We start from the raw sequence: 25790 nt of genomic DNA, 5'->3' as shown, positions 1-25790 counted from the left end.
AACTCTATAAGTTGGCATTTAATTGTTTGTTTTTATGCTAATTACTCTGCTGCCGAATCCTCTGGAGTTGCAGTCGTTGTGTCATTTGTTGTTGGTACAGCTGGTAAAGGTTGTGTGCTTTGTGCATCGGTATCTAAAGCTTTAGATTCTACACCTGCATTTCCTCTATCAATTGCAATGTTTGAAACTAGTATTAATACTAATAACAAAGTTGCTAAGGTCCATGTACTTTTATCTAAAAAGTCGGTTGTCTTTTTTACACCACCTAATTGTTGTGTACCGCCACCACCAAAAGATGATGATAATCCGCCACCTTTAGGGTTTTGAACCATAATTACAACGATTAGCAAAAATGCTACAACTACTATAAGGACTAAAAATATTGTAAACGTACTCATTATTCTCTATTGTTTTGTTCTTGTATGTGCTCTACAGCTTTAATTTGGTTTGCAAAGAAACTACTTTTTTCTGGATATTTCAAACTTAAAATTTTATAAGATTGAATTGCTTTTTTGTAGTTTTTTTGTTCAACATAAATACGTGCTAAAGTCTCGGTCATTAAAGCCTCTGGCTGTATCATTTGTGCATTTGCTAAATTCCCTTTAGAAGGTGCCGTTTTATCAGGGCTTATTTTTGGGTTTTTGGCAATAAATTTATCGATAAGTTGAAACTTTTCAGCTTTTGCTAATCCTTTTGAAGGTTTAACTTCTCCAGGTGTTTCTTCTTGTGTGTTCGTTTCCTTTTCTTGCTCGCGTTCTATGGGTTTAAATTGAGATAACTTTAACCACTCATTAAAGGAATGTGTTTCTTTTTTGTCAAATTGAAGCGGTTGGCCAAGGTTCAATAAGTCTTCGGGTGTTGCTTCTTGAGTTTTGTTTTCCTTGGTGGCATTTTCAATATTTTTTGATTCATCTAGTTTAAAACCCGTGAATTTTTTAGGTCTATATTCTTTAGGTTCGAATAAAGCAGGGTCTAAAACACCATCGGTATCTTTAATTTGTTGTTTTAAAATATCGTCGATGGTTACGCTGCGGTTAACTGATATATCTTCTACATTTACAGGGATGCCTTTTAAGTTTTCAGTATTCTTTTTAATGGCCTTAGAGATTTCATTTTGAATGAAAGCTTCAGATGTTATATAATCGAATAAAATACTACGATCGCTTGTGTAAGCTGCCGTAGTTTTAAGTTCTTGATTGTATGAAATACTACTTTGGTTTTTTAATCCTTTTAAGTGTATAGCGCGTGCCGCTTGAAAATAGGGGAACCTCTCAATAATAGATTTTACAGCCTCCGTTTGCTCATGAGAAATATCTTGAGGGTGTTGTAAAATATATGTAAAATCTGTTTGGTTCATTGGTTATACCTTATTTATTGCTTTTATGTTATTTATTAATAACTACCATTTTGCTAATGTAGCATTAAATATATCTTGAGTTATACGTTCAAAAATTTCTTCGTGCGCTGTTGTTTTTACGCTTCCTATTAATTGTGTGCTAGCAGGATAGTCATAGAAAAAAGAAAAACTTTGTTCTAAATCGTCTTCTTCTTTTTTGGTGTTGAAAAAACGAAGTTTAACGCTAATGGTTAATCTGTTTTGTGCTGCTGTGTTTGCCGACGTAGCTGTAGTAGGTGAGATTCTATAATCTGTAATTTCACCTTCGTAAATTAAATCGCCTCTAGATGGGTTTAAAGTTAAATTGGTTTGATTTAAAATATAATCTTCAAGTTCTATTTTAAATTCGTTTTCTAAACCAGGTTCTACAAGTAACGATGTATTTTCAAATCGGTTTACCTGAAAAGTTTCTGTGCCAGGAGGAATTGATGCTCCTGTAAATGAGTATATGCCACAGCTAAAAAAAGTTATGGTTAATAGAAGAATAATGATGTATTTTGTGTGTTTCATTTGTTAAATCGATGTATAACTTACGTTATTTGTGATTATTAGAGTATTGCTGTAACGATTAACTTTGTTTAATGTTATAAATCGAACTGCTTAATTTTTCGATAAAGTGTACGTTCGCTAATCCCTAATTCTTCGGCTGCTAATTTACGTTTTCCGTTGTGACGTTCAAGCGATTTTTTAATTAATTCTAATTCCTTATCGTGTAATGAGAGCGTTTCTTCCTCTTCAATTTCTTCGGCAAAGTAATATTTATCTTGAACAGGTGTTGGAGTATCTTTACTCGAATTATGTTCTGCAATAGCGATGAGGTCGTTGTTTGAGTTAGATTCTTTAAAATCGATATCCTCATCATCGTTATCGCCATAAATTTTTTGAATCAGGCTTTCGTTATTTTTTTCGACATCTTTAACGTTGCCGTTTTTCATGAGTTCCATAGTCAACTTTTTCAAGTCGTTTAGGTCGGCTTTCATGTCGAAAAGTACTTTGTATAAAATTTCGCGTTCGCTACTAAAATCGCTTTCCGATTTAGATGTTTTAATAACAGCAGGCAGGTTAGTGCCCGACGAAGCAGGTAAATAACCTTGTAATGTTGATGCGCTTACCGTACGGTTTTGTTCTAAAACAGAAAGTTGTTCGGCTATGTTACGCAATTGACGAATGTTTCCGCCCCATCGATGTTTTAATAAAACTTGAATAGCATTATCACTTAGTTTTATAGTGGGCATTTTATATTTTAATGCAAAATCGCTGGCAAATTTCCGGAATAAAATATGAATATCCTCTTGTCGCTCTCTAAGCGGTGGCAAGTTAATGTCTACCGTACTTAGTCTATAATATAAATCTTCACGAAATTTTTCTTTTTCGATAGCTTCAAACATATTTACGTTTGTTGCCGCTACAATACGAACATCTGTTTTTTGAACTTTACTGGATCCTACTTTTAAAAATTCGCCGTTTTCCAAAACACGTAATAAACGTACTTGAGTTGTTAATGGTAATTCGCCAACTTCATCTAAAAAAATGGTGCCGCCATCGGCAACCTCAAAATAGCCTTCGCGAGTTTGTGTTGCTCCTGTAAAGGCTCCTTTTTCGTGCCCAAACAACTCACTGTCTATAGTGCCTTCTGGAATGGCACCACAGTTTACAGCAATGTATTTGTTGTGTTTTCTATGAGATAATTGATGGATTATTTTTGGAATACTTTCTTTTCCAACACCACTTTCGCCGGTAACTAAAACCGAGATATCGGTAGGCGCTACTTGTATGGCCTTTTCGATAGCGCGATTTAGTGCTTGGTTATTACCAATAATTCCAAAACGTTGTTTTATAGCTTGAATTGATTCCATAATAATTACCCATTAAATGGGAATCTTTTTAGTTAATTTTTACTTGCTTTCTTAATAAGCTTTTTAAAATATTTTATCATTTTAGTTTCGTTTTTATTTGAATCTAAAATGTTTTTATTGTTCATGTCTAATATGTAAATATTTACAATTGGTATTTTGATATGAGTGATTTTACCATTTAGATGTTCTTGTTTTTTATCATAATGTGAATCGTATATAATCAAAGTACCACCTTCGGTATTTATATTTTTTAGGGCTATATTTTTCCATAAGTAGGTTACCCCTAATTTACCTTTTGATGCTTCGTTAAATAGACCAAATTTTTTATTTAATAAATTTATAAGTTTATTAGAATTAAAAGAAAGGTTAGATGCTAGAGTTTTAACTTTTATAGTATTAGTAATTGCAAGGTAATTGGTGTTAACCGTGTTTAGCTCTAGGTTAATTTGAGCGTAATTAGTTGATAATACAAATGCAAACCCTAAGAATAACACTATACTTTTACTCATACATAATACATTTAATTGTTTTGTGAGAACCCTACAGCTTCTCCAATAAGCGTTGCACTTGTACAGTTAGTAACTTTTACATTTACAAAATCGCCTACTTTATAATGGCCTTTTGGGAATACACATACAATACTTTCTGAGGTACGACCAGACCATTGCTTATCTGATTTTTTAGATTCCTTTTCAATAAGTACTTCAACAGTTTTACCTAACCATTCTTTGGTTTTAATTTCGCTGTGAATACGTTGTAAGTCTACAATATCTTGCAGTCTTCGTTTTTTTGTATCCTCTGGAACATCATCTTCCATATTTCTGCCAGCCATAGTTCCTGGGCGTTCAGAATATTTATACATATAACCAAAATTGTATTTTACGTATTTCATTAAGGAAATAGTATTTTGAAAATCATCTTCAGTTTCGGTTGGGAATCCGACAATCATATCTTGACTGATGGTGCAATTAGGTATGATTTCTCTAATGTTATCAATTAATTCCATATACTCTTCTCGGGTATGTAAGCGATTCATTTCTTTAAGAATACGATTACTTCCACTTTGCACGGGTAAATGAATATGGTTACAGATATTTTGATATTTAGCCATGGTTTTAACCACATCTAAAGTTAAATCTTGAGGGTTTGATGTTGAAAAACGAATACGCATTTTAGGTTGTGCTTTGGCGCAGATTTCTAATAGGTTAGAAAAATTTACCGAAGTTGCTTTTTGCATATCGCTGGCTTTTTCGAAATCTTTTTTAAGGCCGCCACCATACCATAAATAGCTATCAACATTTTGCCCAAGTAGAGTAATGTCTTTGTAACCTCTGCTCCATAGGTCGTTAACTTCTTCAATGATACTTTGTGGGTCTCTACTACGTTCTCTACCGCGAGTAAAAGGTACCACACAAAAAGTACACATATTATCGCAGCCACGAGTAATGGATACAAATGCAGAAACGCCGTTGGTGTTTAAACGCACCGGCGATATATCGCCATAGGTTTCTTCCTTAGATAGGATAACGTTTATAGCATCTCTACCTTCATCTACCTCGGCAAGAAGGTTTGGTAAATCTTTGTAGGCGTCTGGTCCAACTACTAGGTCTACTATTTTTTCTTCTTCAAGAAATTTAGTTTTTAAGCGTTCGGCCATACAACCTAGTACGCCAACTTTCATGTTTGGGTTATGGTCGCGTTTTACGGCGTTATATTTTTCAAGGCGTTTACGTACGGTTTGTTCTGCTTTATCGCGAATAGAGCAGGTGTTTACTAGAACCAAATCGGCTTCTTCTAGGTTTTGTGTGGTATTAAAACCTTGATTAGCCATTATAGATGCAACAATTTCGCTGTCGCTAAAATTCATGGCGCAACCGTAGCTCTCGATAAAAAGTTTACGTTTGTTGCCTTCTTTCTTGTCTATAACTAAAGATTGGCCTTGTTTATTTTCGTCTATTGTCTTTTCCATAGTGTGTCGATATTTCTACCGGGTCAATAAGTATGCAAAGATACAATAAATTTACATTTAGTGACAAAGTGGCAGTTTGATTTTATATGTTATTTTGAACTGTGATTTTTTAAGTTTTGTTGGGTTGTGCTAAGCGGTTTTGAGTAAGCGCGCAAGGGATAGTATTGGATAGCCCACAGCCCGACGAAGGAGGTGCGAGGACTTGCAATTTTTCGACTAAGCTCAAGACGGGCTTTTAGCCCGACCCTTTTGGGTTGCACCATAAAAAAACTTATATTATATACGCAACCTTTTTATGTTTTTGCATCTTTATTAAAAATACCCTGCTTATGACATTTAAATATCTTTTGCTATTATCTCTACTTGTTTCTATTTGCTCTTGCGATAATAATAACGACGACGATTATGAGTTTGTACAAGTTGCAACGCCGCAATTAATGAGTAAGACTGCTTTTAGGAGCGCCGTAAAAATTGATGCGCCTAAGAGTATTGAAACGGTTGGTAAAATTTATGTGTATCGAGATTATATTTTTATTGGCGATGTAGATAATGGAATTCATATTATCGATAACTCAAACCCAGAGTTACCTGAAGCTATAAAATTTATTAAAATTCCTGGTAACGAGGATATCTCGGTTAAGGATGGGGTTTTATATGCCGATAGTGCAACCGATTTGGTTGTTTTTGATATTAGGGATATTAATAATGTTGAGTTTATTGAACGGTTGGAAGATGTGTTTAATGTTTATGATTACGCTGTTCCTGTTGAAGCCCAAGTTGTAGATTATGGTAAGTTTGATTATAATGAAGATATTATTGTAGGATGGACTTTGGCCACCGAGCTTCGTAAAAAAAACACAGATGTTATGTTTTTTGAAGACGATGCGTTAGCTTCTAATGTGGAGTCTGTAACGGGCGTAGGTGGTTCGCTAGCGCGTTTTCAAATTGTAAATAAGTACTTGTATGCGGTTGGTAATTATGAAATGGCCATTTTTAATATTCAGAATTTAAAAGAACCAGTCCTTGAAAATACCACGTACGCGGGATGGAATATAGAAACTATGTTTCAGGCCGATGGGTATTTGTATTTAGGTAGTACTAATGGGATGTATATCTATAGTTTGGATAACCCGAAGTTGCCTGAGTATGTTTCGGAGTTTACGCATTGGGAAGGTTGCGATCCGGTTGTTGTAGATGGCGACTATGCTTATGTAACGTTACGTGGCGGTAATGCTTGTGGACAACTAGAAAGTGTGTTAGAGGTTATCGATATTAGCGATAAAACAACACCTACATTAGCGCAACGCTATACCTTAGAGAACCCTTATGGTTTGGGTGTAAAGGAAAATATGCTTTATGTGTGCGATGGTACGGCGGGTTTAAAACTATTTAATAGAGAAACCCCTAAAGATTTGGTATTGGTAAATACCTTAAAAAATGTACAGGCTAAAGATGTTATTCCTTTGGAAGAAAGCTTGCTAATGATTGGCGATAACACACTCTATCAATATGAATATAAAGAAAACGATGTTAATTTAATTAGCGCTTTCAAACTAAACTAAGCTAAATAAATGTTGTTTCAAATCTGCTTACGGGCAGATTTTTTTATGTATAATTGCAACTTGTTTGTAAGTTAATATACTTACAGTTTTTCTAACCAAATTATTATAGTATGAATGTTATTGATACGCTTTTAGGTAAAATTGAACAGGCTAAAGATCTAGATTTTGGGATTATTTTTAGTGAATCTATCGAACTATTTAAAAAAACGTGGTTACAAGGGTTTTTAATGCTTTTGTTTACCATGTTAATTATGTTGCCTTTAATTATTGTGTTTTATATACCATTAATAGGTATGGTTATAGCACAGCAAGAAAACGGTTATGCAGATAGCAGTGGTATGGAAGGTTTCTTTGCCGGTATGTCTGCCTTATACATAATGTTTATTATAGTTGCAGTACTTGTTTTAGGGTCTGTAACGTTTGCTATTAACGCTGGTTTTTATAGAATAATGAGAAAACTTGATAATAACGAGCAAGTGGTAACTCCAGATTTTTTCTATTTTGTTAAGAAGCAATATTTAGGAAAAACGTTTATGATTACACTTGCTACAATAGGAATTGCTATACCATCGGCCTTACTTTGTTATATACCTTTATTATATGCTATGGTGCCATTATCATTTTTTGCAGTGTTTTTTGCTTTTAATCCAGATTTAACGGTAGGCGAAATTATAAAGGCAAGTTTTAAATTAGGAACAAAAAAATGGCTTATTTCATTTGGTTTAATAATTGTTTCGGCATTGTTAGCTAACATAGTAGGGTATTTATTATGTGGTGTTGGGTTATTGTTTACAACCGCTTTTACTTATCATCCTGTATATTTAATTTATAAAAATGTAATAGGATTTGATGAGCATAGTGCTATTGATGAAATAGGAACTACAACAATAGAATAAAAAAAATAAATTTGTTTATACGAAAAAGCCTGATTTTACTATGTTTAAATCAGGTTTTTTTGTTTCGATAATACACAGTTAATCCATAAAATGCTACAGGTAAACTTTTTTTGATATACATTTGTAGCTTCAAAAAATGAAGTATGGCGAAGAATTTAGTGATAGTGGAGTCACCTGCAAAGGCAAAAACCATTGAAAAATTTTTAGGAAAAGATTTTAAAGTAGAATCTAGTTTCGGGCATATTGCCGATTTACCTTCCAAGGAATTAGGGGTTGATGTTGATGGTGATTTTAAACCCAAATACGAAGTTTCTAAAGATAAAAAAGCAGTTGTTAAAAAACTGAAGGACTTAGCTAAAAAAGCCGACATGGTTTGGTTAGCAAGTGATGAGGATCGCGAGGGTGAGGCTATTGCGTGGCATTTAGCCGAAACTTTAAAACTGGATAAAGATAAGACAAAACGTATTGTTTTTCATGAAATTACTAAAGGAGCTATTTTAAAAGCTATTGAAAACCCAAGAAGTATTGATTACGATTTGGTAGATGCACAACAAGCGCGTCGTGTTTTAGATAGAATTGTAGGTTACGAGTTATCGCCAGTACTTTGGAGAAAAGTAAAAGGTGGTTTATCTGCTGGTCGTGTACAATCTGTATCTGTGAGATTAATTGTTGAAAAGGAACGTGACATCCAAGGGTTTACTCCAGAAGGTTCATATAGAATAGATGCCGAATTTTCTAATGAAGATGGGCAGACGTTTAAAGCTAAGCTTCCAAAGAATTTTTCTACGAAAGCCGAAGCTAAAAAATTCTTAGAGCAAAACGCTTCAGCCGATTTTAAGGTAGCCGATTTAACTAAAAAACCAGCAAAAAAGTCGCCTGCTGCACCGTTTACAACATCAACGTTACAACAGGAAGCATCAAGAAAATTATATTTTTCAGTAAGTAAAACCATGACTATGGCGCAACGCCTATACGAAGCCGGTTTAATTACTTATATGAGAACGGATAGTGTAAATCTATCAGACGAAGCTAAAAAAGGAGCCGAAGCAGAAATTATTAATGCTTATGGCGATTCTTACAGTAAACCAAGAAATTATAAAGGAAAAGCTAAGGGTGCTCAAGAAGCGCATGAGGCTATCCGTCCAACCAATTTTGCAACGCATTCTGTAAATATAGATAGAGATCAAGCGCGTTTATACGATTTAATCTGGAAACGTGCCATTGCCTCTCAAATGAGTGAGGCCGAATTGGAAAGAACTAATGTTAAAATTAGTGCTTCAACGCATAAAGAAACATTTACAGCCAATGGAGAAGTAATTACTTTCGATGGCTTTTTAAAAGTGTATTTAGAAGGTACCGATGATGAAGATGTAGAGCAAGACGGTATGCTTCCAGCAATGAAAACTAACGAGACATTACTTAATAATTATATATCGGCAACAGAGCGTTATACGCGGCCGCCAGCAAGATATACCGAGGCTTCTTTAGTTAAAAAGCTAGAAGAGTTAGGTATTGGTCGTCCATCTACTTACGCACCAACTATTTCGACTATTCAAAATAGAAATTATGTTGAAAAAGGTACTGTTGAAGGTGTTGAGAGAAGTTACGCTCAGCTTACTTTGCAAGAGGGAACTGTTAAAGATGTGACTTTAAGCGAAAAAGTAGGGTCAGATAAAGGGAAATTGGTGCCAACTGATATTGGAATAATTGTAACCGACTTTTTGGTAAATCATTTTGACGCTATTTTAGATTATAATTTTACTGCTAAGGTAGAAGCCGATTTTGATGAAATAGCCGAAGGAAATGTAGATTGGACAGAAATGATGAAGTCTTTTTACAAGGAGTTTCATCCTGTTGTTGAGGATGTTAAGGAAAATGCCGATAGAGAATCTGGAGAACGTATTTTAGGTGAAGATCCTAAAACGGGAAAACGTGTAAGTGTGCGTTTAGGTAAGTTCGGTCCAATGGTGCAAATAGGTACTGTTGATGATGAGGAGAAACCGCAATTTGCTAGTTTAAGTCCAGACCAACAACTAAATACAATTACCTACGAAGAAGCTATGGATTTGTTCCAGCTTCCTAAAACTCTAGGTAAATTTGAAGAAGAGGAAGTTACTGTTAATAATGGACGTTTTGGACCTTATGTAAAGTTTGGAGAAGCTTATGTATCGCTTCCTAGAGGTACAGATCCTTTAAGTGTAGAGTTAGATGATGCTATTGTTTTAATTAAAGAAAAGCAAAAAGCAGATGCTCCAATTTACATGTACAAAGATTTACCAGTACAAAAAGGAAAAGGACGTTTTGGACCATTTATAAAATGGAACAATATGTTTATTAACGTAAACAAAAAATACGATTGGGATAATTTATCTGATGATGAAATTGTTGAATTGATTGAAACAAAAATTCAAAAAGAGATTGAGAAGGTTATCCATAATTGGGAAGATGAAGGCATACGCGTTGAAAAAGCGCGTTGGGGCCGCCATAATGTTTTAAAAGGCAAAGTGAAGGTAGAGTTGGCTAAAACGGTTGATGTTACCGATATGACCTTGGATGAGGCTAAAGCCATTATAGAAGCTAATACGCCTAAAAAGAAAGCAAGAAAAACTGCGGCTAAAAAGAAAGCACCAGCAAAAAAGAAGCCAGCAGCTAAAAAGAAATAAATATAAATGAATTTTAATTTTTTAACTCCAGTTTCAGATGTAGTTCTAGCTCATAACGAGCTTTTGTCTGCGCAAGCTCTTGGTCGTAAAATTAAAATTCATTCGGTTCAAAATGGAATTCCAGATCTTGATGGTGTTAAAATAGCCATCTTAGGGGTTTTAGAAAATCGGAATGATATTAATTATATAGGCGAAGAAATTAATCTTAACGAAATAAGACGATCATTTTATAGCTTATTTCCTGGTAGTTGGAATACATTAATAGCAGATTTAGGCGATATTGACAAAGGCGAAAGTATAGAAGATACCTATTTTGCTGTAAGAGAAGCGATAACTATTTTAGTTAAAAAAGGAGTGATTCCTATTATAATTGGTGGATCGCAAGATTTAACTTATGCTAATTATAGAGCTTACGATAATTTAATTCCTATGGTTAATATTGCAAATGTAGATTCGCAATTTAACTTAGGAGATTCCACTAAACCAATTAAAAACAATAGCTTTGTTGGTAAGATAATATTGGATCAGCCTTATAACTTGTTTAACTATGCAACCATTGGTTATCAAACCTATTTCAATTCGCAAGAAGAAATAGATTTGATGGAAAACTTATATTTTGAGTCTTATAGGCTCGGAACGGTTTCTAGCGATATTACTATTGTGGAGCCAGCATTAAGAGACGCAAATATTGTTAGTATAGACTTATCTTCGGTAAAAGGATCGGAAGTAAGTGCAAAACAAAAATATTCGCCAAACGGTTTAGATGGTAAGGAAATATGTGCTATAGCACGATATGCGGGTATTAGTAATAAAGTATCTTCGTTTGGTATTTATGAATATAGACCATCAAAGGACGATGAGCTTACTTCAATGTTGGTAGCTCAAATGTTATGGTATTTTGTTGAAGGGGTAAACTATCGTGTTAACGATGATGATTTTTCGGAGGATAGTAATTATCAAAAATACATTACTTTAGTCGAATCGGAGGAATTGATTTTTTACAAGAGTAATAAAACCGGTAGATGGTGGATAGAAATTCCTTTTTTATCAAATGTTAATAATAAATTAAAAAGACATACGTTATTACCATGCATGCATCAAGATTATCTTGACGCTTGTAACAATGAATTACCAGACAGGTGGTATAAAGCATTAAAAAAGAATAGCGTTTAAAGAATAAAGTTTAGTTGAAATACCAATTTCATCGTTTAAAAGCTAATTTTTTACGACGAAATGTTATTTTTTTGGATAAAAAGTTGTTTTATTAAAAATATATAAATATGTTTACGCTCTCAATAATGAAGCTTAAAATAATTAACCTCAAGTTTTCTATGAATATTAAGAAATTTATATTGTTAACCTCAGTTTTTGCAATGTTAGCAAGTTGTGGCTCTAAAAATAGAGGCGAACTAGTTGGTGTTCAAGGAAAAAAGTGGCATCCAGAGAAGCCTTTTGGCATGGAGCTAATTCCTGGAGGCGCATTTATAATGGGTAAGGCGGATGATGATCTTGCAGGTGTGCAGGATGCTCCTTCTAAAACTGTTACTGTTAGAGCCATTTACATGGATGCTACAGAAATTACAAACAGTGAGTACCGTCAGTTTGTAAACTGGGTAAGAGATTCTATCGTTAGAATGAAACTAGCCGTATTAGCAGACGAAGTGGGTTTAACTCAGGCGGATGAAGGTACTATTGGCGAATTTGCATTTAGTGATGCAGACCCAGAAAACATGTCTGTTTACGAAAAATACATGTATGATAATTATACTGGTTTAGGGCCAACAGGCTATGAAGGCAGAAAAATTAATAAAGACATTGATTTAATCTTTGATACTTCAGAGTATTTAGACGAATACTATGCTGAGGTTATGGATACCATGTATTTACCTCTAGAAGAGTCTTACAATGGGCAACGTACATGGGATGTTACTAAATTTAAATTCCAATACAGCCACATGGATATTCAAGAGGCTGCGAGAAATAGAGGTGTTAAGCGTAGTGATGTTATTATAAAAGAAGAATTAGAAATTTATCCTGATACAACAGTTTGGATTAGAGATTTCGCATATTCTTATAACGAGCCAATGCATAACGATTATTTCTGGCATGATGCTTATAGCGATTACCCTGTTGTAGGTGTAACTTGGAAACAAGCTAAAGCATTTTGTGAGTGGAGAACAATAAACAAGAACTCTTACCAAAAATCTAAAAAAGGTGCTCAAATGGTAAATACATTTAGATTACCATCTGAAGCTGAGTGGGAGTATTCTGCTCGTGGTGGCCTGCAAGCTGCAACCTATCCTTGGGGTGGGCCTTATACAAAAAGTGATAGAGGTTGCTTTATGGCAAACTTTAAACCTGTAAGAGGAGATTATGCAGCAGATCAAGCGTTATATACAGTAGAAGCAAAATCTTACGAGCCAAATGATTATAATTTATATAACATGGCTGGTAACGTATCAGAATGGGTGAATGCATCTTACGATCCTTCATCTTATCAATATACATCGAGTATTAACCCGAGTGTAAATGATAGTGAAAATAAACGAAAAATTGTAAGAGGTGGATCGTGGAAAGATGTAGCTTACTTTTTACAAGTAAGTTCAAGAGATTATGAATACGCTGATTCCGCAAGGAGTTATATAGGATTCAGAACCGTGCAAGATTATATGGGGACACAAGTAACTAGTAACGGTCAATAAAAGTTTAATCCAAATCAATTAATAATAATTATATTAACCTACTTAAGTAAAAAAACCTACTTAAAACTAAAATCTAAAATTATGGCAAGTTCAAGAGCAAAAAAGAAATTTATGGGAATGGCTTATGGCCTAGGAGCAGCAATTGTAATCGTTGGTGCCCTATTCAAAATCATTCACTTTGAAATAGGACCTTTAACAGGTAACGTTATGTTAACTATAGGTCTGGTAACAGAAGCAATTATTTTCGCATTATCAGCATTCGAACCTATTGACGAAGAAGTTGATTGGTCTTTAGTATATCCAGAATTAGCTGGAGGAAAAGCTAGTGCAAAAGCTGGAGCTGGAAATGAAGATGCTCAAGGATTGTTATCTCAAAAATTAGATAACTTATTAAAAGAAGCAAAAATTGATGGTGAATTAATCGCTAGCTTAGGAGAAAGCATCAGAGGATTTGAAGGCGCTGCAAAAAACATGTCATCTACAGTGGATTCTGTTGAAGCAACTAAGAAATATGGTGAAGAGTTATCTTTAGCAGCTGCTCAAATGGAATCATTAAACAGCTTATACAAAGTGCAGTTAGATAGTGCAACTAAGCAACAATCTATCAATGAAGAGTCTGTTGAAAACGCGGCTAAATTAAAAGAGCAAATGCAATCTTTAGCGTCTAACTTATCATCATTAAATGGTGTTTATGGAGGTATGTTATCTGCAATGAATAAATAATTAGGAGTTAATAAATAATCCCAAATTAAAATTAACCAAAAAACCTAATTAAACATGGCAGGAGGAAAAGAAACCCCAAGACAAAAAATGATTAATTTGATGTATTTAATATTTATAGCGATGCTAGCTTTAAATATGTCGAAAGAAGTGCTTTCAGCCTTCGGATTAATGAACGAAAAGCTTACGGAATCTAACCAAGCAACAGAAGCCAGAAATGCTAGTTTTGTTGCAAGTTTAGATGTAAAAGCGGAAGATCAACCAGAAAAGTACAAGCCTTTAAAAGCTAAAGCTGATCAAATTGATGATTTAGCGCATAAATTTGATGCCTATTTAGAAGGTTTAAAAGGTAAAATGACCGCTAAGTTGGAAGACAAGAAGGATTATGAAATTATGGATAAGGCTGATTACCTAGACCAAAATTTCTTTAAAGGCGGTATTGTTACTAAAGAAGGAAAAGAGTTTTTAGCTCACATGAAAGGTTTTAGAGAAGGTGTTGCAAACATCTTAGCAGGTGAAAAAGGTATGGAGTCTGTAATAAAACAAGTAAACAATAAGTTTAGCACTGCTGAAGTTGAAAATAGAGACGGTATTAAAGTTGATTGGTTAGATTACCACTACAAAGGATTTCCTTTAGTGGCTTCTTTAACTAAAATGACTCAACTACAATCTGATATTAAAACTACAGAGTCTGAAATATTATCAAATATGTTAGCAGGAACACTTTCTAGTGAGGTGTCAATGACAAACTATACTACCTTAATGGAAACTTCAAAATCAGCTTACTTTAACGGTGAGCAGTTTGATGGACAAATTGTATTAGGTCGTAAAGATGCATCTACTAAACCAAGTAGAGTTGAATTAACTTTAGATGGTAGAAAGCTTTCTCCAAACCAATATTCTATTGAAGATGGTAAGGTTAAGTTAAAAATAGGAACAGGTGGAGTTGGCGAACATAAGATTGAAGGTAAATTAATCTTTGCTCAAGATGGTGAAGAAATTGAAGTACCAGTTAAATCTACATTCGCAACTGTAGCAAAGCCAAATTCTGCTACAATCTCAGCAGATAAAATGAATGTTGTTTATAGAGGTGTTAAAAACCCAATGACTATTTCTTTTGCTGGTGTTCCAGATAATAAAGTAAGTGCTAGTGCTCAAGGTTTATCTAGAGGTTCTGGTAGTAGTTATGTAATGGATGCTACAAAAATTAAAGGTAGAGAAGTTACTATCAACGTAACTGGTACATTACCAGATGGTGGAAAAGTAACCGATAATGCTAAATTTAGAATTAAAGATTTACCAAAACCAACAGGTACAATTAGAGGTGAAGATGGAGCTATTAAAATGCAACGTAACAGTCTTAAAATTTCTACTATTGGTGCTAAATTTGAAGATTTCGATTTTGAATTACCTTTAAGAGTTTCAGGATTTAAATTTAAAGTTCCTGGGCAGCCCACAATAAATGTTAAAGGAAATAAGTTAGATAGTAGAGCTCAAGCAGCTTTAGCAAAAGCTAAGCGTGGATCTGGAGTTCAAATATTTGATATTGAAGCTAAAGCAAGTGGTGTAAGTGTTATACTTAAAAAAGTATCACCAGTTTTTGTAGAACTTACAAATTAAAAAAACTGTTAGAAATAACTTTAAATAAACAAAGGTTATCTCTAGCAATTAGAATGTAAAATAAAAATTAAGATGAACGTAAAAAGTTTTTTATTAACCGTTGCTACTGTTTTTACAGTATCGAGTCTATTCGCACAAGCAAATATTCTTAATGCTAAAAGTCCTGAAGAAATTGGGGTAAGAACGGAGTCTCAAAAAGCAGTCGACAATGACAAGCCTTTAGAATATGGGTATGTTGATGATAGAGATATTCTTTTTTCTAAGATGACTTGGGAAAAGATTGTGCTTGATGAGCGTGCAAACTTTCCACTTTACTATCCAATTGATACAAACAATATTGGTAGTGATAGAAGATCGTTGTATGACGTGCTAATGAAAAACATTAAGAATGGAAAAATAAAGAACATTTATGATGATTCTTATTTTACAACAAAACGTACGTTAAAAGATATTCAAGGGGCATTAACTATGATTGATACTACCGAGTATGGTATTGAACAATTAAATGCTGGTGAAACCTTATCTGCAGAATACATTAACAAAAGAGAAATTACAGCTGCTGATATTAGAGAATATCATATTAAAGGTCTTTGGTATTTTGATAAGCGTCAAGCGGAGATGAAGTACAGACTTTTAGGAATTGCTCCTGTAGCTCCAGATGTTAACTTTATTGATGACTCAGAGCCAGATTTAGTTCCTTTATTTTGGGTGTTTTTTCCTGATGCTAGAGAAGTGCTACACGAAGCAAAATCTTTTAACAACAAAAATAGTTCGATGCCATTTTCTTTTGATCACGTGTTGAACGCAAGACGTTTTCAAGGATATATTTTTAAAGAAGAAAATGTGCAAAATGATAGAGCTATATCAGAATATGTATCACAAAATGCTTTAATGCAATTACTTGAATCTGAAAGAATCAAAGATAAAATTAGAGATTTTGAATTAGATATGTGGACGTATTAAGCCATAATAGTCTTATAAAATAGTAAAAACGCCCACTTTTTAGTGGGCGTTTTTTTATGCCTAAAATTACTTTGTGTACTTTTTTTAAACATTCTAACTATCTTTGCGCCCAATATGGAAGTAGATTATATTATTGTTGGTATTGGAATTGCTGGTATTAGTTTTTGCGAGCAATTAAGAGCAAATGGAAAGTCGTTTGTGGTTTTCGATGATGGCTCTCAGCAATCATCTACAGTTGCGGGTGGATTATATAATCCTGTGGTGTTAAAACGCTTTACTTCAGTATGGAAAAGTACCGAGCAATTAGATATTGCGTTACCACTTTATGCAGGGATCGAGAAGCGATTAAACTTAAAGTTGGATTATAAAATTCCAGTGTACAGAAAATTTGCTTCGCTAGAAGAACAGAACGATTGGTTTTCGGCTTCGGATAAACCATTGTTAACAAGATATCTTTCTACGAATATTATTAAAAATATAAATAAGGCTATTTATGCTCCTTTTGGTTTTGGTGAAGTTTTAGAAACGGGTAGGATTGATGTTAATACTATGATTAAAGGCTATAAAGCTGAACTTACAGAAGGTAATATCCTTATGGAATCTACCTTTAACTATGAAAGCTTACATATTACTGATGAGGCTTTAGGCTATAAAGATATAACAGCTAAGTATATTGTGTTTGCAGAAGGCTCTGGTATACGTTTAAATCCGTTTTTTAATACGTTACCACTAAATCCAGCTAAAGGTGAATTGTTAACCATACACGCCCCCGATTTAAATATTGACTTTGTTTTAAAAGCAGGTGTGTTTTTAATTCCTTTAGGTTATGATTTATATATTGTTGGAGCCACTTACGAGTGGAAAGATTTAACTTATGAAACCACTGTAAAAGCCAAGGAGACACTTTTGGAAAAGTTAGATAAACTTATTATAGATTGTCCATATAAAGTTGTGCAGCAGGTAGCAGGTATAAGACCAACGGTTAAAGATAGAAGGCCGTTAGTTGGGAGTCACTCGAAACATAAAAATCTTTATGTGCTAAACGGACTTGGTACCCGGGGAGTTATGATTGGACCTTATGTGGCCAAACAACTTTATAATTTTATTGAGGGTAATGTATCTCTTGAAAAAGTAGTTGATATTAAGCGTTTTAACTTATAAGCTTATAAAAAACCGCGTTAGGTATTGCAGTGAAACATTTATAATCGATGAATATAGGTTCGCAGCCCTTAGGATGAGCGAGGACTTATAGAGAAATTCGCAACTCTGTATGATTAACCTATCTGAAGGCAGGCAGACGTCTAAAAATTATTTTTTCTTTAAGGTTTTATCGTAACTCATAAAAAAGTTTATCCAAATGTTCCTTGAAACTCTCATTATTATGGGCATAAAAACGACAAGCGTAACTATTATAGAAATAAAAATACCATTAAGGCTAGCGTTAAAAACGTAAAGGCTAATAATAAAAGCGGCAAAGGCAAAAGCTATACCTACGGCGTAACTAACATACATGGCACCGTAAAAAAACGAGGGTTCAATCTTATATTTTGTGCCACAGTTGCTGCATTTTTCGTTCATGGTTAATGCTTCGGTTAGAATATAAGGGTTAGTATTAACGTACATAGATTCTTCATGACACTTTGGACATGTTCCGGTTAAAATGCTATATAATTTTGATCCTTTTTTAAACATATAATTTAGTGTACTTTTGCATGCGAAATTGCAATACAAAAATACTATTTTATTAATAACGTATTGTTACAAAAGTTACATTTCTATGATGAATATCCATAATTTATCGATTTCTTTTCAAGGAGAATACCTTTTTGAAGACATAACATTTAAACTCGGTAATGGCGATAGAATTGGGCTTATTGGAAAAAATGGCGCTGGAAAATCTACAATGCTTAAAATTTTATCGAAAGAAATGGAGCCCGATACAGGACAAATAGCTGCCGATAAAGAACTTAAAATTGGCTTTTTAAAGCAGGATATTGATTTTGTTTTAGGTAGAACGGTCTTAGAAGAATCGTATGAAGCGTTTACCGAAATAAAAGTACTTGAAGCTAAAATGGAAGCTGTTAATACGCAATTAGCAGAACGTACCGATTATGAAAGTGAAGGCTATAACCAGCTCATGATTGATATAAATGAGTTGCAACACCAATATGAAATTCAAGGTGGTTACAATTACCAAGGTGATACCGAAAAGATCCTGCAAGGTTTAGGTTTTAAACGTGAAGATTTTAATAAGCTTACCGATACTTTTTCTGGCGGATGGCGTATGCGTATTGAACTAGCAAAATTATTATTGCAGAATAATGATATTTTACTTTTAGATGAGCCTACCAACCACTTGGATATTGAATCTATTATTTGGTTGGAAGGATTTTTAAGAAATTATGCAGGTGCAGTGGCTATTGTATCGCATGATAAAATGTTTTTGGATAATGTTACTAATAGAACTATTGAAATTTCTTTAGGAAGAATTTACGATTATCCAAAACCGTATTCTAAGTTTTTAGTGTTGCGTGAAGAATTGCGAACCCAACAATTGGCGTCGCAAAAAAATCAGCAAAAGCAAATTGAGCAAACCGAAAAGTTAATTGAAAAGTTTCGTGCTAAAGCATCAAAAGCGACTATGGCACAATCGCTTATTAAAAAGCTTGATAAAATTGATAGAATTGAGGTTGATGAAGATGATAATAGTGTAATGACCTTAAATTTCCCGGTATCTATAACACCAGGAAAAGTTGTAGTTGAAACCAATAAGATTTCTAAAACCTATGGTGATAATCAGGTTTTAAAGGAAGTTGATTTACTTATTGAGCGCGATAGTAAAACCGCTTTTGTTGGTCAAAACGGACAAGGGAAATCGACTTTAGCCAAAATTATGGTTGGCGATATTAAATATGATGGTGAATTAAAACTTGGGCATAATGTACAAATAGGATATTTTGCTCAAAATCAAGCAGAGTATTTAGATGGAAATAAAACCGTACTAGATACTATGATTGATGCCGCAAATGAAACCAACCGTAGTAAGGTTCGTGATATTTTAGGATCGTTTTTGTTTAGAGGTGACGAGGCCGAAAAATATGTACGTGTGCTTTCTGGAGGAGAGCGTAACCGTCTGGCTTTAGCTAAGTTGATGCTACAACCGTTTAATGTGCTTATTATGGATGAGCCAACGAACCACTTAGATATAAAATCTAAAAATGTATTAAAGGATGCTTTAAAGCGCTTTGAAGGTACTTTAATTTTGGTGTCGCATGATCGTGATTTTCTACAAGGTTTAACAAACTTAGTATATGAGTTTAAGGACCACAAGCTAACGCAGTATCTAGGTGATATTGATTACTATTTAGAAAAACGAAAAGTTGAAAACTTAAGAGAGGTTGAAAAACGTACGGTAGTTAAGGAAACGCCAAAGGTTAAAAAACAACAGTCTTATGAAGATCAAAAAAAATTAAAGTCGCTTAATAATAAGTTGAGTAATGTTGAGTCTAAAATTAACCAGTTAGAACGCGAAATAAAGGCAATTGATTTAGAACTCGAAATTAACTATGAAGAAGTGACCTCTAAACCAAACTTTTTTGATGATTATCAAAAAAAGAAAACTGCTTTACAAGGTTTTATGGAAAAATGGGAAGACATTCATCTAGAAATTGAAGAGTTCGAAAATTAGTAATTTTTTATGTTTTTTTTAACGTTTATCGCTTCAACTATAGGCTAATTTTGCCTGCATACTTATCAAAACTCTGTGTATGCGCAAAATTATACTATCCATTATTGGACTATTGTTAATAGTAGCCTCTTTTTTTTATGCTAAAAAATTAATAGCAGATAAAAACAGACCAAAACCTGTACTAGCAAAAGTTGTAAAAACTGTTTTTACAGATACTATTCAAAACAGCGTAATTCCTATCGTTATTGCTGCAAATGGAAGTTTGGAAGCCAAACGCAGATTAGAAATTTATGCCGAGGTACAAGGTATATTTAAGCAAGGAAGTAAGTTATTTAAGCCAGGGCAAGAATACAGAGCTGGACAAACTTTAATTAAAGTGGATGCAGCAGAGTATTATGCAAGTGTACAATCTGCTAAAAGCAATCTCTACAACTCCATTGCTGCAATTATGCCAGATTTACGTTTAGATTTTCCTGATATTTTTAATAAATGGCAAAACTATCTTTCTAGTTTCGATTTAAATAAAACAACACCTAAGTTGCCTGAAATGACTTCCGATAAGGAGAACTATTTTATTACAGGAAGAAGTATAGTTTCTAATTACTACAATGTAAAAAATTTAGAACAACGTTTAGCCAAATATAGTATTACTGCACCGTTTTCTGGTATTTTAACTGAAGCTTTAGTTACCGAAGGTACATTAATTAGAAGTGGACAAAAACTAGGGGAATTTATAGATCCATCCGTTTACGAAATGGAAGTTGCTGTTAGTAAAGTCTATGCCAACTTACTTAAAGTGGGAGAAGATGTTGCTTTAAATAATTTAGATAAAACCGAAAATTATAAAGGAAAAGTATCTCGTGTAAATGGAAGCATAGATCCAACAACGCAAACCATTACAGCTTATATTGAAGTTAAAAATACAAACCTAAAAGAAGGTATGTACTTAGAGGCTAATTTAAATGCGAAGGAGGAAAGTGATGCTATAGAAATAGATAGAAACTTATTACTAGAAACGCAACAAATTTACGTTGTAAAAGATAGTTTGCTAGATGTAATAGATGTAAAACCTATTTATTTTTCGGATACTAAAGTGGTTTTGAAAAATGTGCCAAACGGAACGGTAATACTTAAAAAGCCAGTTCCTGGAGCGTATGCAGGAATGTTGGTGAAATCTTTTGAAGAACAATCTGAAGCTAAAGACCAACAATAGCCATGAGAAAACTTATAGCCTATTTTATTAAGTATCATGTAGCAGTAAATGTTTTTATTTTAGCTTTTATTGGTTTCGGAATTCTAGGAATACTATCGTTAAAATCATCATTTTTCCCTTTAGTAGATTCTAAAATAATTAATGTAAGTGTTAATTATCCGGGAGCTTCACCTCAAGAAATTGAGGAAGGTATTGTACTTCAAATAGAAGATAATCTTAAAGGATTAAAAGGTGTAGATCGCGTTACATCTGTATCGAGAGAAAACAGTGGGTCTATTACTGTAGAAATAGAAAAAGGCGAAAATATAGACTTCATGTTACTTGAAGTTAAAAATGCGGTAGATCGTGTGCCTTCTTTTCCAACAGGAATGGAACCTTTAGTAGTTGCAAAGCAAGAAGCCGTTAGAGAAACCATTTCGTTTGCATTGAGTGGCGAAAATATTCCGCTAGCTACTTTAAAACAAATTGGTAGAGATGTTGAAAACGATTTGAGAGCTATAGATGGTATTTCTCAAATTTCTATTTCTGGTTACCCTGCTGAAGAAATTGAAATCGCAGTAAATGAAACTAGTTTATTAGCTTATAATTTAACATTTAGTGAAGTTTCGCAAGCAGTTAGCAGAACTAATATTTTAACTACAGGCGGAACTATAAAAACAGATGCCGAAGAGTATCTTATTAGAGCAAATAACCGTTCGTATTATGGAGACGAGCTTTCTAATATTGTTGTTCGTGCTTCAAGCGATGGAAAAGTAGTCCGTTTAAAAGATGTTGCTGTTATTCGCGATCGCTTTTCAGAAACACCTAATGCCACGTATTTTAATCAAAAATTAGCCATAAATATTTCTATAACTAGTACCAATTCTGAAGATTTAATTTCATCTGCGGATAAAGTTAAAGAGTATATTGAAGTTTATAACCAGAAACATAATAATGTACAATTAAATGTTGTTCGTGATTTATCTACAACATTAAACCAACGTACAGATCTTTTAACAGAAAATGCCATAGTAGGAATGCTATTGGTATTAATATTTTTATCCTTATTCTTAAATACACGTTTAGCCTTTTGGGTTGCTTTTGGGTTGCCAATTTCATTTTTAGGAATGTTCATATTTGCAGGACAGTTTGATGTAACCATTAATGTATTATCACTTTTTGGAATGATTATCGTTATTGGGATTTTGGTAGATGATGGTATTGTTATTGCTGAAAATATTTATCAGCATTTCGAAAAAGGAAAATCTGCTATCGATGCAGCTATAGATGGAACAATGGAAGTTATTCCTCCTGTAGTTTCAGCAATTATTACAACGCTATTAGCATTTTCATTATTTCTGTTTTTAGACAGTAGGATTGGTGAGTTTTTTGGCGAAGTGTCGGTAATTGTAATACTTACTTTGGTGGTTTCTTTAGTGGAGGCATTAATTATTCTTCCGGCGCACTTAGCCCATTCTAAAGCGTTAAGAAAACCAGTTGTAGAAGAGAATCCTTCAAAAATGAAGCAATTCTTCACAAAAATGAGAGTGATAAATAAGGCTGGAGATAATTTTATGAACTTTTTACGCGATAAATTTTATACACCAATAATTACTTTCGTTTTAAATTTTAAAATACTCTCTTTAAGTATTTTTGTGGCTTTACTAATTTTTACCTTTGGAGCTATTGGAGGCGGAATAATTGGAGTTACTATGTTTCCTTCGGTTGCCAGTGATAGAGTATCCATAGAACTGGATATGCCCAACGGAACCAACGAGAAAATCACAGATTCTATTATTTCTATGATAGAAGAAAAATCGTTTATTGTTAACAAAGAATTTACCGAGAAATACTTAAAAGGAACAGGTAAGGAGCTATTTGAAAATACTATTTTAACTATAAATAGTAGCTCTAGTGCACAATTACAAATTAATATGTTACCCGGAGAGGAGCGACCAGATGCTATTAAATCTTCATTAGTAACTAATAGATTAAGAGAGCTTGTAGGTCCTGTAATTGGGACAGAACGTTTAATTTATGGTTCTGGAGGAAATTTTGGAGGAAGTCCAGTTTCAGTAGCGCTTTTAGGAAATAATATAGACGAATTAAAGGCAGCAAAAGTAGAACTGAAAAAAGTTTTAGAATCTAATGTTTTGTTAAAGGATGTCGAAGACAACGATCCTGCAGGAATTAAAGAAATACGCATAGAACTTAAGGAAAGTGCATATTTACTAGGCTTAAATTTAAGCACTGTAATGAGTCAAGTTCGTTCTGGTTTTTTTGGAACACAAGCGCAGCGTTTTCAAAGAGGACAAGACGAAATTAGAGTTTGGGTGCGTTACGATAGAAGCAATAGAGCATCGATTAACGATCTAGACGAAATGCGAATTGTAACACCAACAGGAGAGCGTGTCACATTAAAGGATATCGCTTTTTATAGCATAGAAAGAGGAGATGTTGCCATTAATCATTTAGAGGGGCAAAGAGAAATTAAAGTGTCGGCAGATTTAAAAGATCCAAATACAAGTACAGCAGATATTCTAGAAGATTTAAAGAACATAACAATGGTAGATTTACAGTCTAAATACCCAACCATTTCTGCATCTTTCGAAGGACAAAACAGAGAAAAAGATAAATTAATGAGTTCTTTAGGTAAAGCTGGAATTCCTATTTTATTTCTTATCTATATTGTTATTGCTTTCACGTTTAGAAGCTACAGCCAACCTATATTATTAATTTTATTGGTTCCGTTTAGTCTTACAGCTGTAGCTTGGGGACACTGGATGCTTGGTTTTTCTGTAAATATATTATCGCTTTTAGGAATCATAGCCTTAATAGGTATTATGGTTAACGATGGGTTGGTGCTTATAGGTAAATTTAATTCTAATTTAAAGGAAGGCTTAAAGTTTGATGAAGCATTATTAAACGCAGGTAAATCGCGTTTTAGAGCAATATTTTTAACCTCTTTAACAACTATTGCAGGTTTAGCACCGTTGCTTTTAGAAAAAAGTAGACAAGCACAATTTTTAAAACCTATGGCAATTTCAATATCATTTGGTATTGCATATGCAACCGTATTAACATTGTTGGTGTTACCATTGTTTTTATCTTTTAGTAATAGTTTTAAGCAAAAAGGTAAATGGTTAATTACAGGAAATGATGTTACAAAAGAAGAAGTAGAACGAGCTATAAAAGAACAAAATGAAGAGAATGAACATTAAATTTGTTTGTTTTAGTTTAATAGTAATGTTGTTCCACGGTTCAATAATTGCTCAAGAACTAATTACACCCGAAAAAGCTGTTAGCTTAGCTTTAGATAATAATTATGGTATCAAGTTAGCGAAAACCGATGTGGAAATCGCTAAAAATAATGCCGATATTTTAAACTCTGGTTATTTACCAACTTTAACGGGTAACGCTGGTGCTAATTACAATTTAGATGATACGGAAGTTGGTTTTGCAGATGGAACGAATAGAGTTTTAAACGGTGCAGAAAGTTCTAGATACAATGCTTCTGTAGATTTAAATTACACCATATTTGACGGTTTAGGGCGTTCTTATAACTATAAACAGTTTAAAGAAACAAAGCAATTAACAGAGTTAGAAGCACGTGAAACTATTGAGAATACAATTGTACAACTATTTACAATTTATTATAAAGTAGCGGAACTTGTTGAAAATAAAGATGCTGTTTCTCAAACTTTAAATATTTCAAAAGAAAGGTTATTAAGATCTCAATATCAATTTGAATACGGACAATCTAATAAGTTAGCGAGTCTTAATGCCGAGGTAGATATTAATAATGACAGTATTAGTTTAATGAATACTACACAGGAGTTAAATAACGCTAAACGCGATTTAAATTTTGTTTTGGGTAATACAATTCCCGAAGATTTTAATATAAGTACCGAAGTTGATTTTAATAACCTTTACGATAAAAATGAACTTTTAAATAAAGTTAAAGATAATAATATTAGTGTTTTACAGATAAATAAAAGTATTGATATTAATACTTTAGGAGTAAAATCTGAATCGTCCGCCTATTTACCTACTGTTGGTTTAACAGGAAGTTATGGTTGGAATAAAAGTAATAATAATGCGGCTTCTTTTGCTGCCTATTCCGTTAACACGGGGCTTTCAGCAGGATTAAGTTTTAGTTGGGATTTATTTGATGGCGGAAGCACAATTACAAATGTTAGAAATGCCAAAATAAATTTAGAATCTCAAAACATTTTAAAAGAGCAACTATTAGTATCGGTAGTACGCGATTTTAATAACGCCTGGGACGATTACCAGAATAAGCTAAGTGTTTACAGACTTCAAGAACATAATATAAAGACAGCTCAGAATAATTTTGATAGAACACAAGAGCAATTTAAATTAGGGCAAGTTAACTCTATAGAGTTTAGGCAGGCACAGCTTAATTTACTAAGTGCAGAGTTAAGTAGAAATCAGGCAAAGTATTTGGCAAAATTAGCCGAATTCCAACTTCTTCAATTAAGTGGGGAGATTTTAAACGTAGAATACTAGATTAAGTCATTTAAAATCAATGTATTAATAGTT

At 33.5% G+C, this 25790-nt stretch carries 20 protein-coding genes; 13 read left to right on the top strand and 7 right to left on the bottom strand.

Annotated features, from left to right (window positions below):
• Window positions 1-41: 41 nt before the first annotated feature.
• The 6 genes from secG to miaB form a co-directional block, all read right to left on the bottom strand.
• Complete coding sequence (gene secG / locus AAFN75_RS04180; RefSeq protein ID WP_411808364.1) at window positions 42-398, bottom strand: preprotein translocase subunit SecG; 357 nt, start codon at window positions 396-398, stop codon at window positions 42-44.
• Window positions 398-1357 (bottom strand): hypothetical protein, encoded by a 960-nt coding sequence (locus tag AAFN75_RS04175; protein ID WP_411808363.1) that lies wholly within the window; start codon window positions 1355-1357, stop codon window positions 398-400. Before AAFN75_RS04175 ends, secG begins: the two co-directional genes overlap by 1 nt.
• A 42-nt stretch (window positions 1358-1399) precedes the next feature.
• The gene (gene lptE, locus AAFN75_RS04170; RefSeq protein ID WP_411808362.1) at window positions 1400-1906 is read right to left on the bottom strand and encodes an LPS assembly lipoprotein LptE; all 507 of its coding nucleotides are present in this window, start codon (window positions 1904-1906) and stop codon (window positions 1400-1402) included.
• Window positions 1907-1980: 74 nt separating this feature from the next.
• Window positions 1981-3252: a sigma-54 interaction domain-containing protein gene (locus AAFN75_RS04165; protein WP_411808361.1), complete on the bottom strand. Its 1272-nt coding sequence runs from the start codon at window positions 3250-3252 to the stop codon at window positions 1981-1983.
• Between the two features lie 32 nt (window positions 3253-3284).
• Window positions 3285-3761, bottom strand: coding sequence for a hypothetical protein (locus AAFN75_RS04160; RefSeq protein WP_411808360.1), 477 nt, complete (start codon window positions 3759-3761; stop codon window positions 3285-3287).
• An 11-nt stretch (window positions 3762-3772) separates the two neighbouring features.
• Complete coding sequence (gene miaB / locus AAFN75_RS04155; protein ID WP_411808359.1) at window positions 3773-5221, bottom strand: tRNA (N6-isopentenyl adenosine(37)-C2)-methylthiotransferase MiaB; 1449 nt, start codon at window positions 5219-5221, stop codon at window positions 3773-3775.
• Window positions 5222-5550: 329 nt separating this feature from the next.
• Here miaB and AAFN75_RS04150 point away from each other — a divergent pair, with 329 nt between their 5' ends.
• The 9 genes from AAFN75_RS04150 to AAFN75_RS04110 all read left to right on the top strand — a co-directional run bounded on the left by AAFN75_RS04150 (window position 5551) and on the right by AAFN75_RS04110 (window position 17508).
• Entirely contained in the window at window positions 5551-6783 is a 1233-nt protein-coding gene (locus tag AAFN75_RS04150) for an LVIVD repeat-containing protein (RefSeq protein ID WP_411808358.1), read from the top strand.
• Between the two features lie 110 nt (window positions 6784-6893).
• The gene (locus tag AAFN75_RS04145; protein ID WP_411808357.1) at window positions 6894-7679 is read left to right on the top strand and encodes a hypothetical protein; all 786 of its coding nucleotides are present in this window, start codon (window positions 6894-6896) and stop codon (window positions 7677-7679) included.
• Window positions 7680-7822: 143 nt separating this feature from the next.
• Window positions 7823-10342: a type I DNA topoisomerase gene (topA, locus tag AAFN75_RS04140; protein WP_411808356.1), complete on the top strand. Its 2520-nt coding sequence runs from the start codon at window positions 7823-7825 to the stop codon at window positions 10340-10342.
• 6 nt (window positions 10343-10348) lie between these two features.
• The gene (locus tag AAFN75_RS04135; RefSeq protein ID WP_411808355.1) at window positions 10349-11515 is read left to right on the top strand and encodes a formimidoylglutamase; all 1167 of its coding nucleotides are present in this window, start codon (window positions 10349-10351) and stop codon (window positions 11513-11515) included.
• Window positions 11516-11673: 158 nt separating this feature from the next.
• Complete coding sequence (gene gldK, locus AAFN75_RS04130; RefSeq protein WP_144115684.1) at window positions 11674-13044, top strand: gliding motility lipoprotein GldK; 1371 nt, start codon at window positions 11674-11676, stop codon at window positions 13042-13044.
• A gap of 81 nt (window positions 13045-13125) precedes the next feature.
• A complete protein-coding gene (gldL, locus tag AAFN75_RS04125; protein WP_144115683.1) occupies window positions 13126-13767 on the top strand; it encodes a gliding motility protein GldL in 642 nt (213 codons plus the stop codon).
• A 54-nt stretch (window positions 13768-13821) separates the two neighbouring features.
• The gene (gene gldM, locus AAFN75_RS04120) at window positions 13822-15384 is read left to right on the top strand and encodes a gliding motility protein GldM (protein ID WP_411808354.1); all 1563 of its coding nucleotides are present in this window, start codon (window positions 13822-13824) and stop codon (window positions 15382-15384) included.
• 72 nt (window positions 15385-15456) lie between these two features.
• Complete coding sequence (gene gldN / locus AAFN75_RS04115) at window positions 15457-16347, top strand: gliding motility protein GldN (RefSeq protein ID WP_411808353.1); 891 nt, start codon at window positions 15457-15459, stop codon at window positions 16345-16347.
• Window positions 16348-16461: 114 nt separating this feature from the next.
• On the top strand, window positions 16462-17508 hold the full coding sequence (locus AAFN75_RS04110) for an NAD(P)/FAD-dependent oxidoreductase (protein ID WP_411808352.1): 1047 nt from the start codon (window positions 16462-16464) through the stop codon (window positions 17506-17508).
• Between the two features lie 147 nt (window positions 17509-17655).
• On the opposite strand, the gene AAFN75_RS04105 is transcribed toward AAFN75_RS04110, so the two are convergent.
• Window positions 17656-18039: a DUF983 domain-containing protein gene (locus AAFN75_RS04105; RefSeq protein ID WP_144115679.1), complete on the bottom strand. Its 384-nt coding sequence runs from the start codon at window positions 18037-18039 to the stop codon at window positions 17656-17658.
• An 85-nt stretch (window positions 18040-18124) separates the two neighbouring features.
• Here AAFN75_RS04105 and AAFN75_RS04100 point away from each other — a divergent pair, with 85 nt between their 5' ends.
• From AAFN75_RS04100 to AAFN75_RS04085, 4 genes are all read left to right on the top strand, one after another.
• Window positions 18125-20035, top strand: a complete 1911-nt coding sequence (locus AAFN75_RS04100) for an ATP-binding cassette domain-containing protein (protein WP_411808351.1) — start codon at window positions 18125-18127, stop codon at window positions 20033-20035.
• A gap of 79 nt (window positions 20036-20114) precedes the next feature.
• A complete protein-coding gene (locus AAFN75_RS04095) occupies window positions 20115-21248 on the top strand; it encodes an efflux RND transporter periplasmic adaptor subunit (RefSeq protein WP_411808350.1) in 1134 nt (377 codons plus the stop codon).
• Between the two features lie 2 nt (window positions 21249-21250).
• Window positions 21251-24448 (top strand): efflux RND transporter permease subunit, encoded by a 3198-nt coding sequence (locus AAFN75_RS04090; protein ID WP_411808349.1) that lies wholly within the window; start codon window positions 21251-21253, stop codon window positions 24446-24448.
• Window positions 24438-25757 (top strand): TolC family protein, encoded by a 1320-nt coding sequence (locus AAFN75_RS04085; protein WP_411808348.1) that lies wholly within the window; start codon window positions 24438-24440, stop codon window positions 25755-25757. The genes AAFN75_RS04090 and AAFN75_RS04085 overlap by 11 nt, the downstream gene beginning before the upstream one ends.
• Window positions 25758-25790: the final 33 nt, after the last annotated feature.

The organism is Algibacter sp. AS12 (assembly GCF_046736315.1).
Lineage (GTDB): Bacteria > Bacteroidota > Bacteroidia > Flavobacteriales > Flavobacteriaceae > Algibacter_B > Algibacter_B amylolyticus.
Note: the sequence above shows the minus strand (reverse complement) of the source record. Positions and strands in the feature narration are given on the sequence as shown.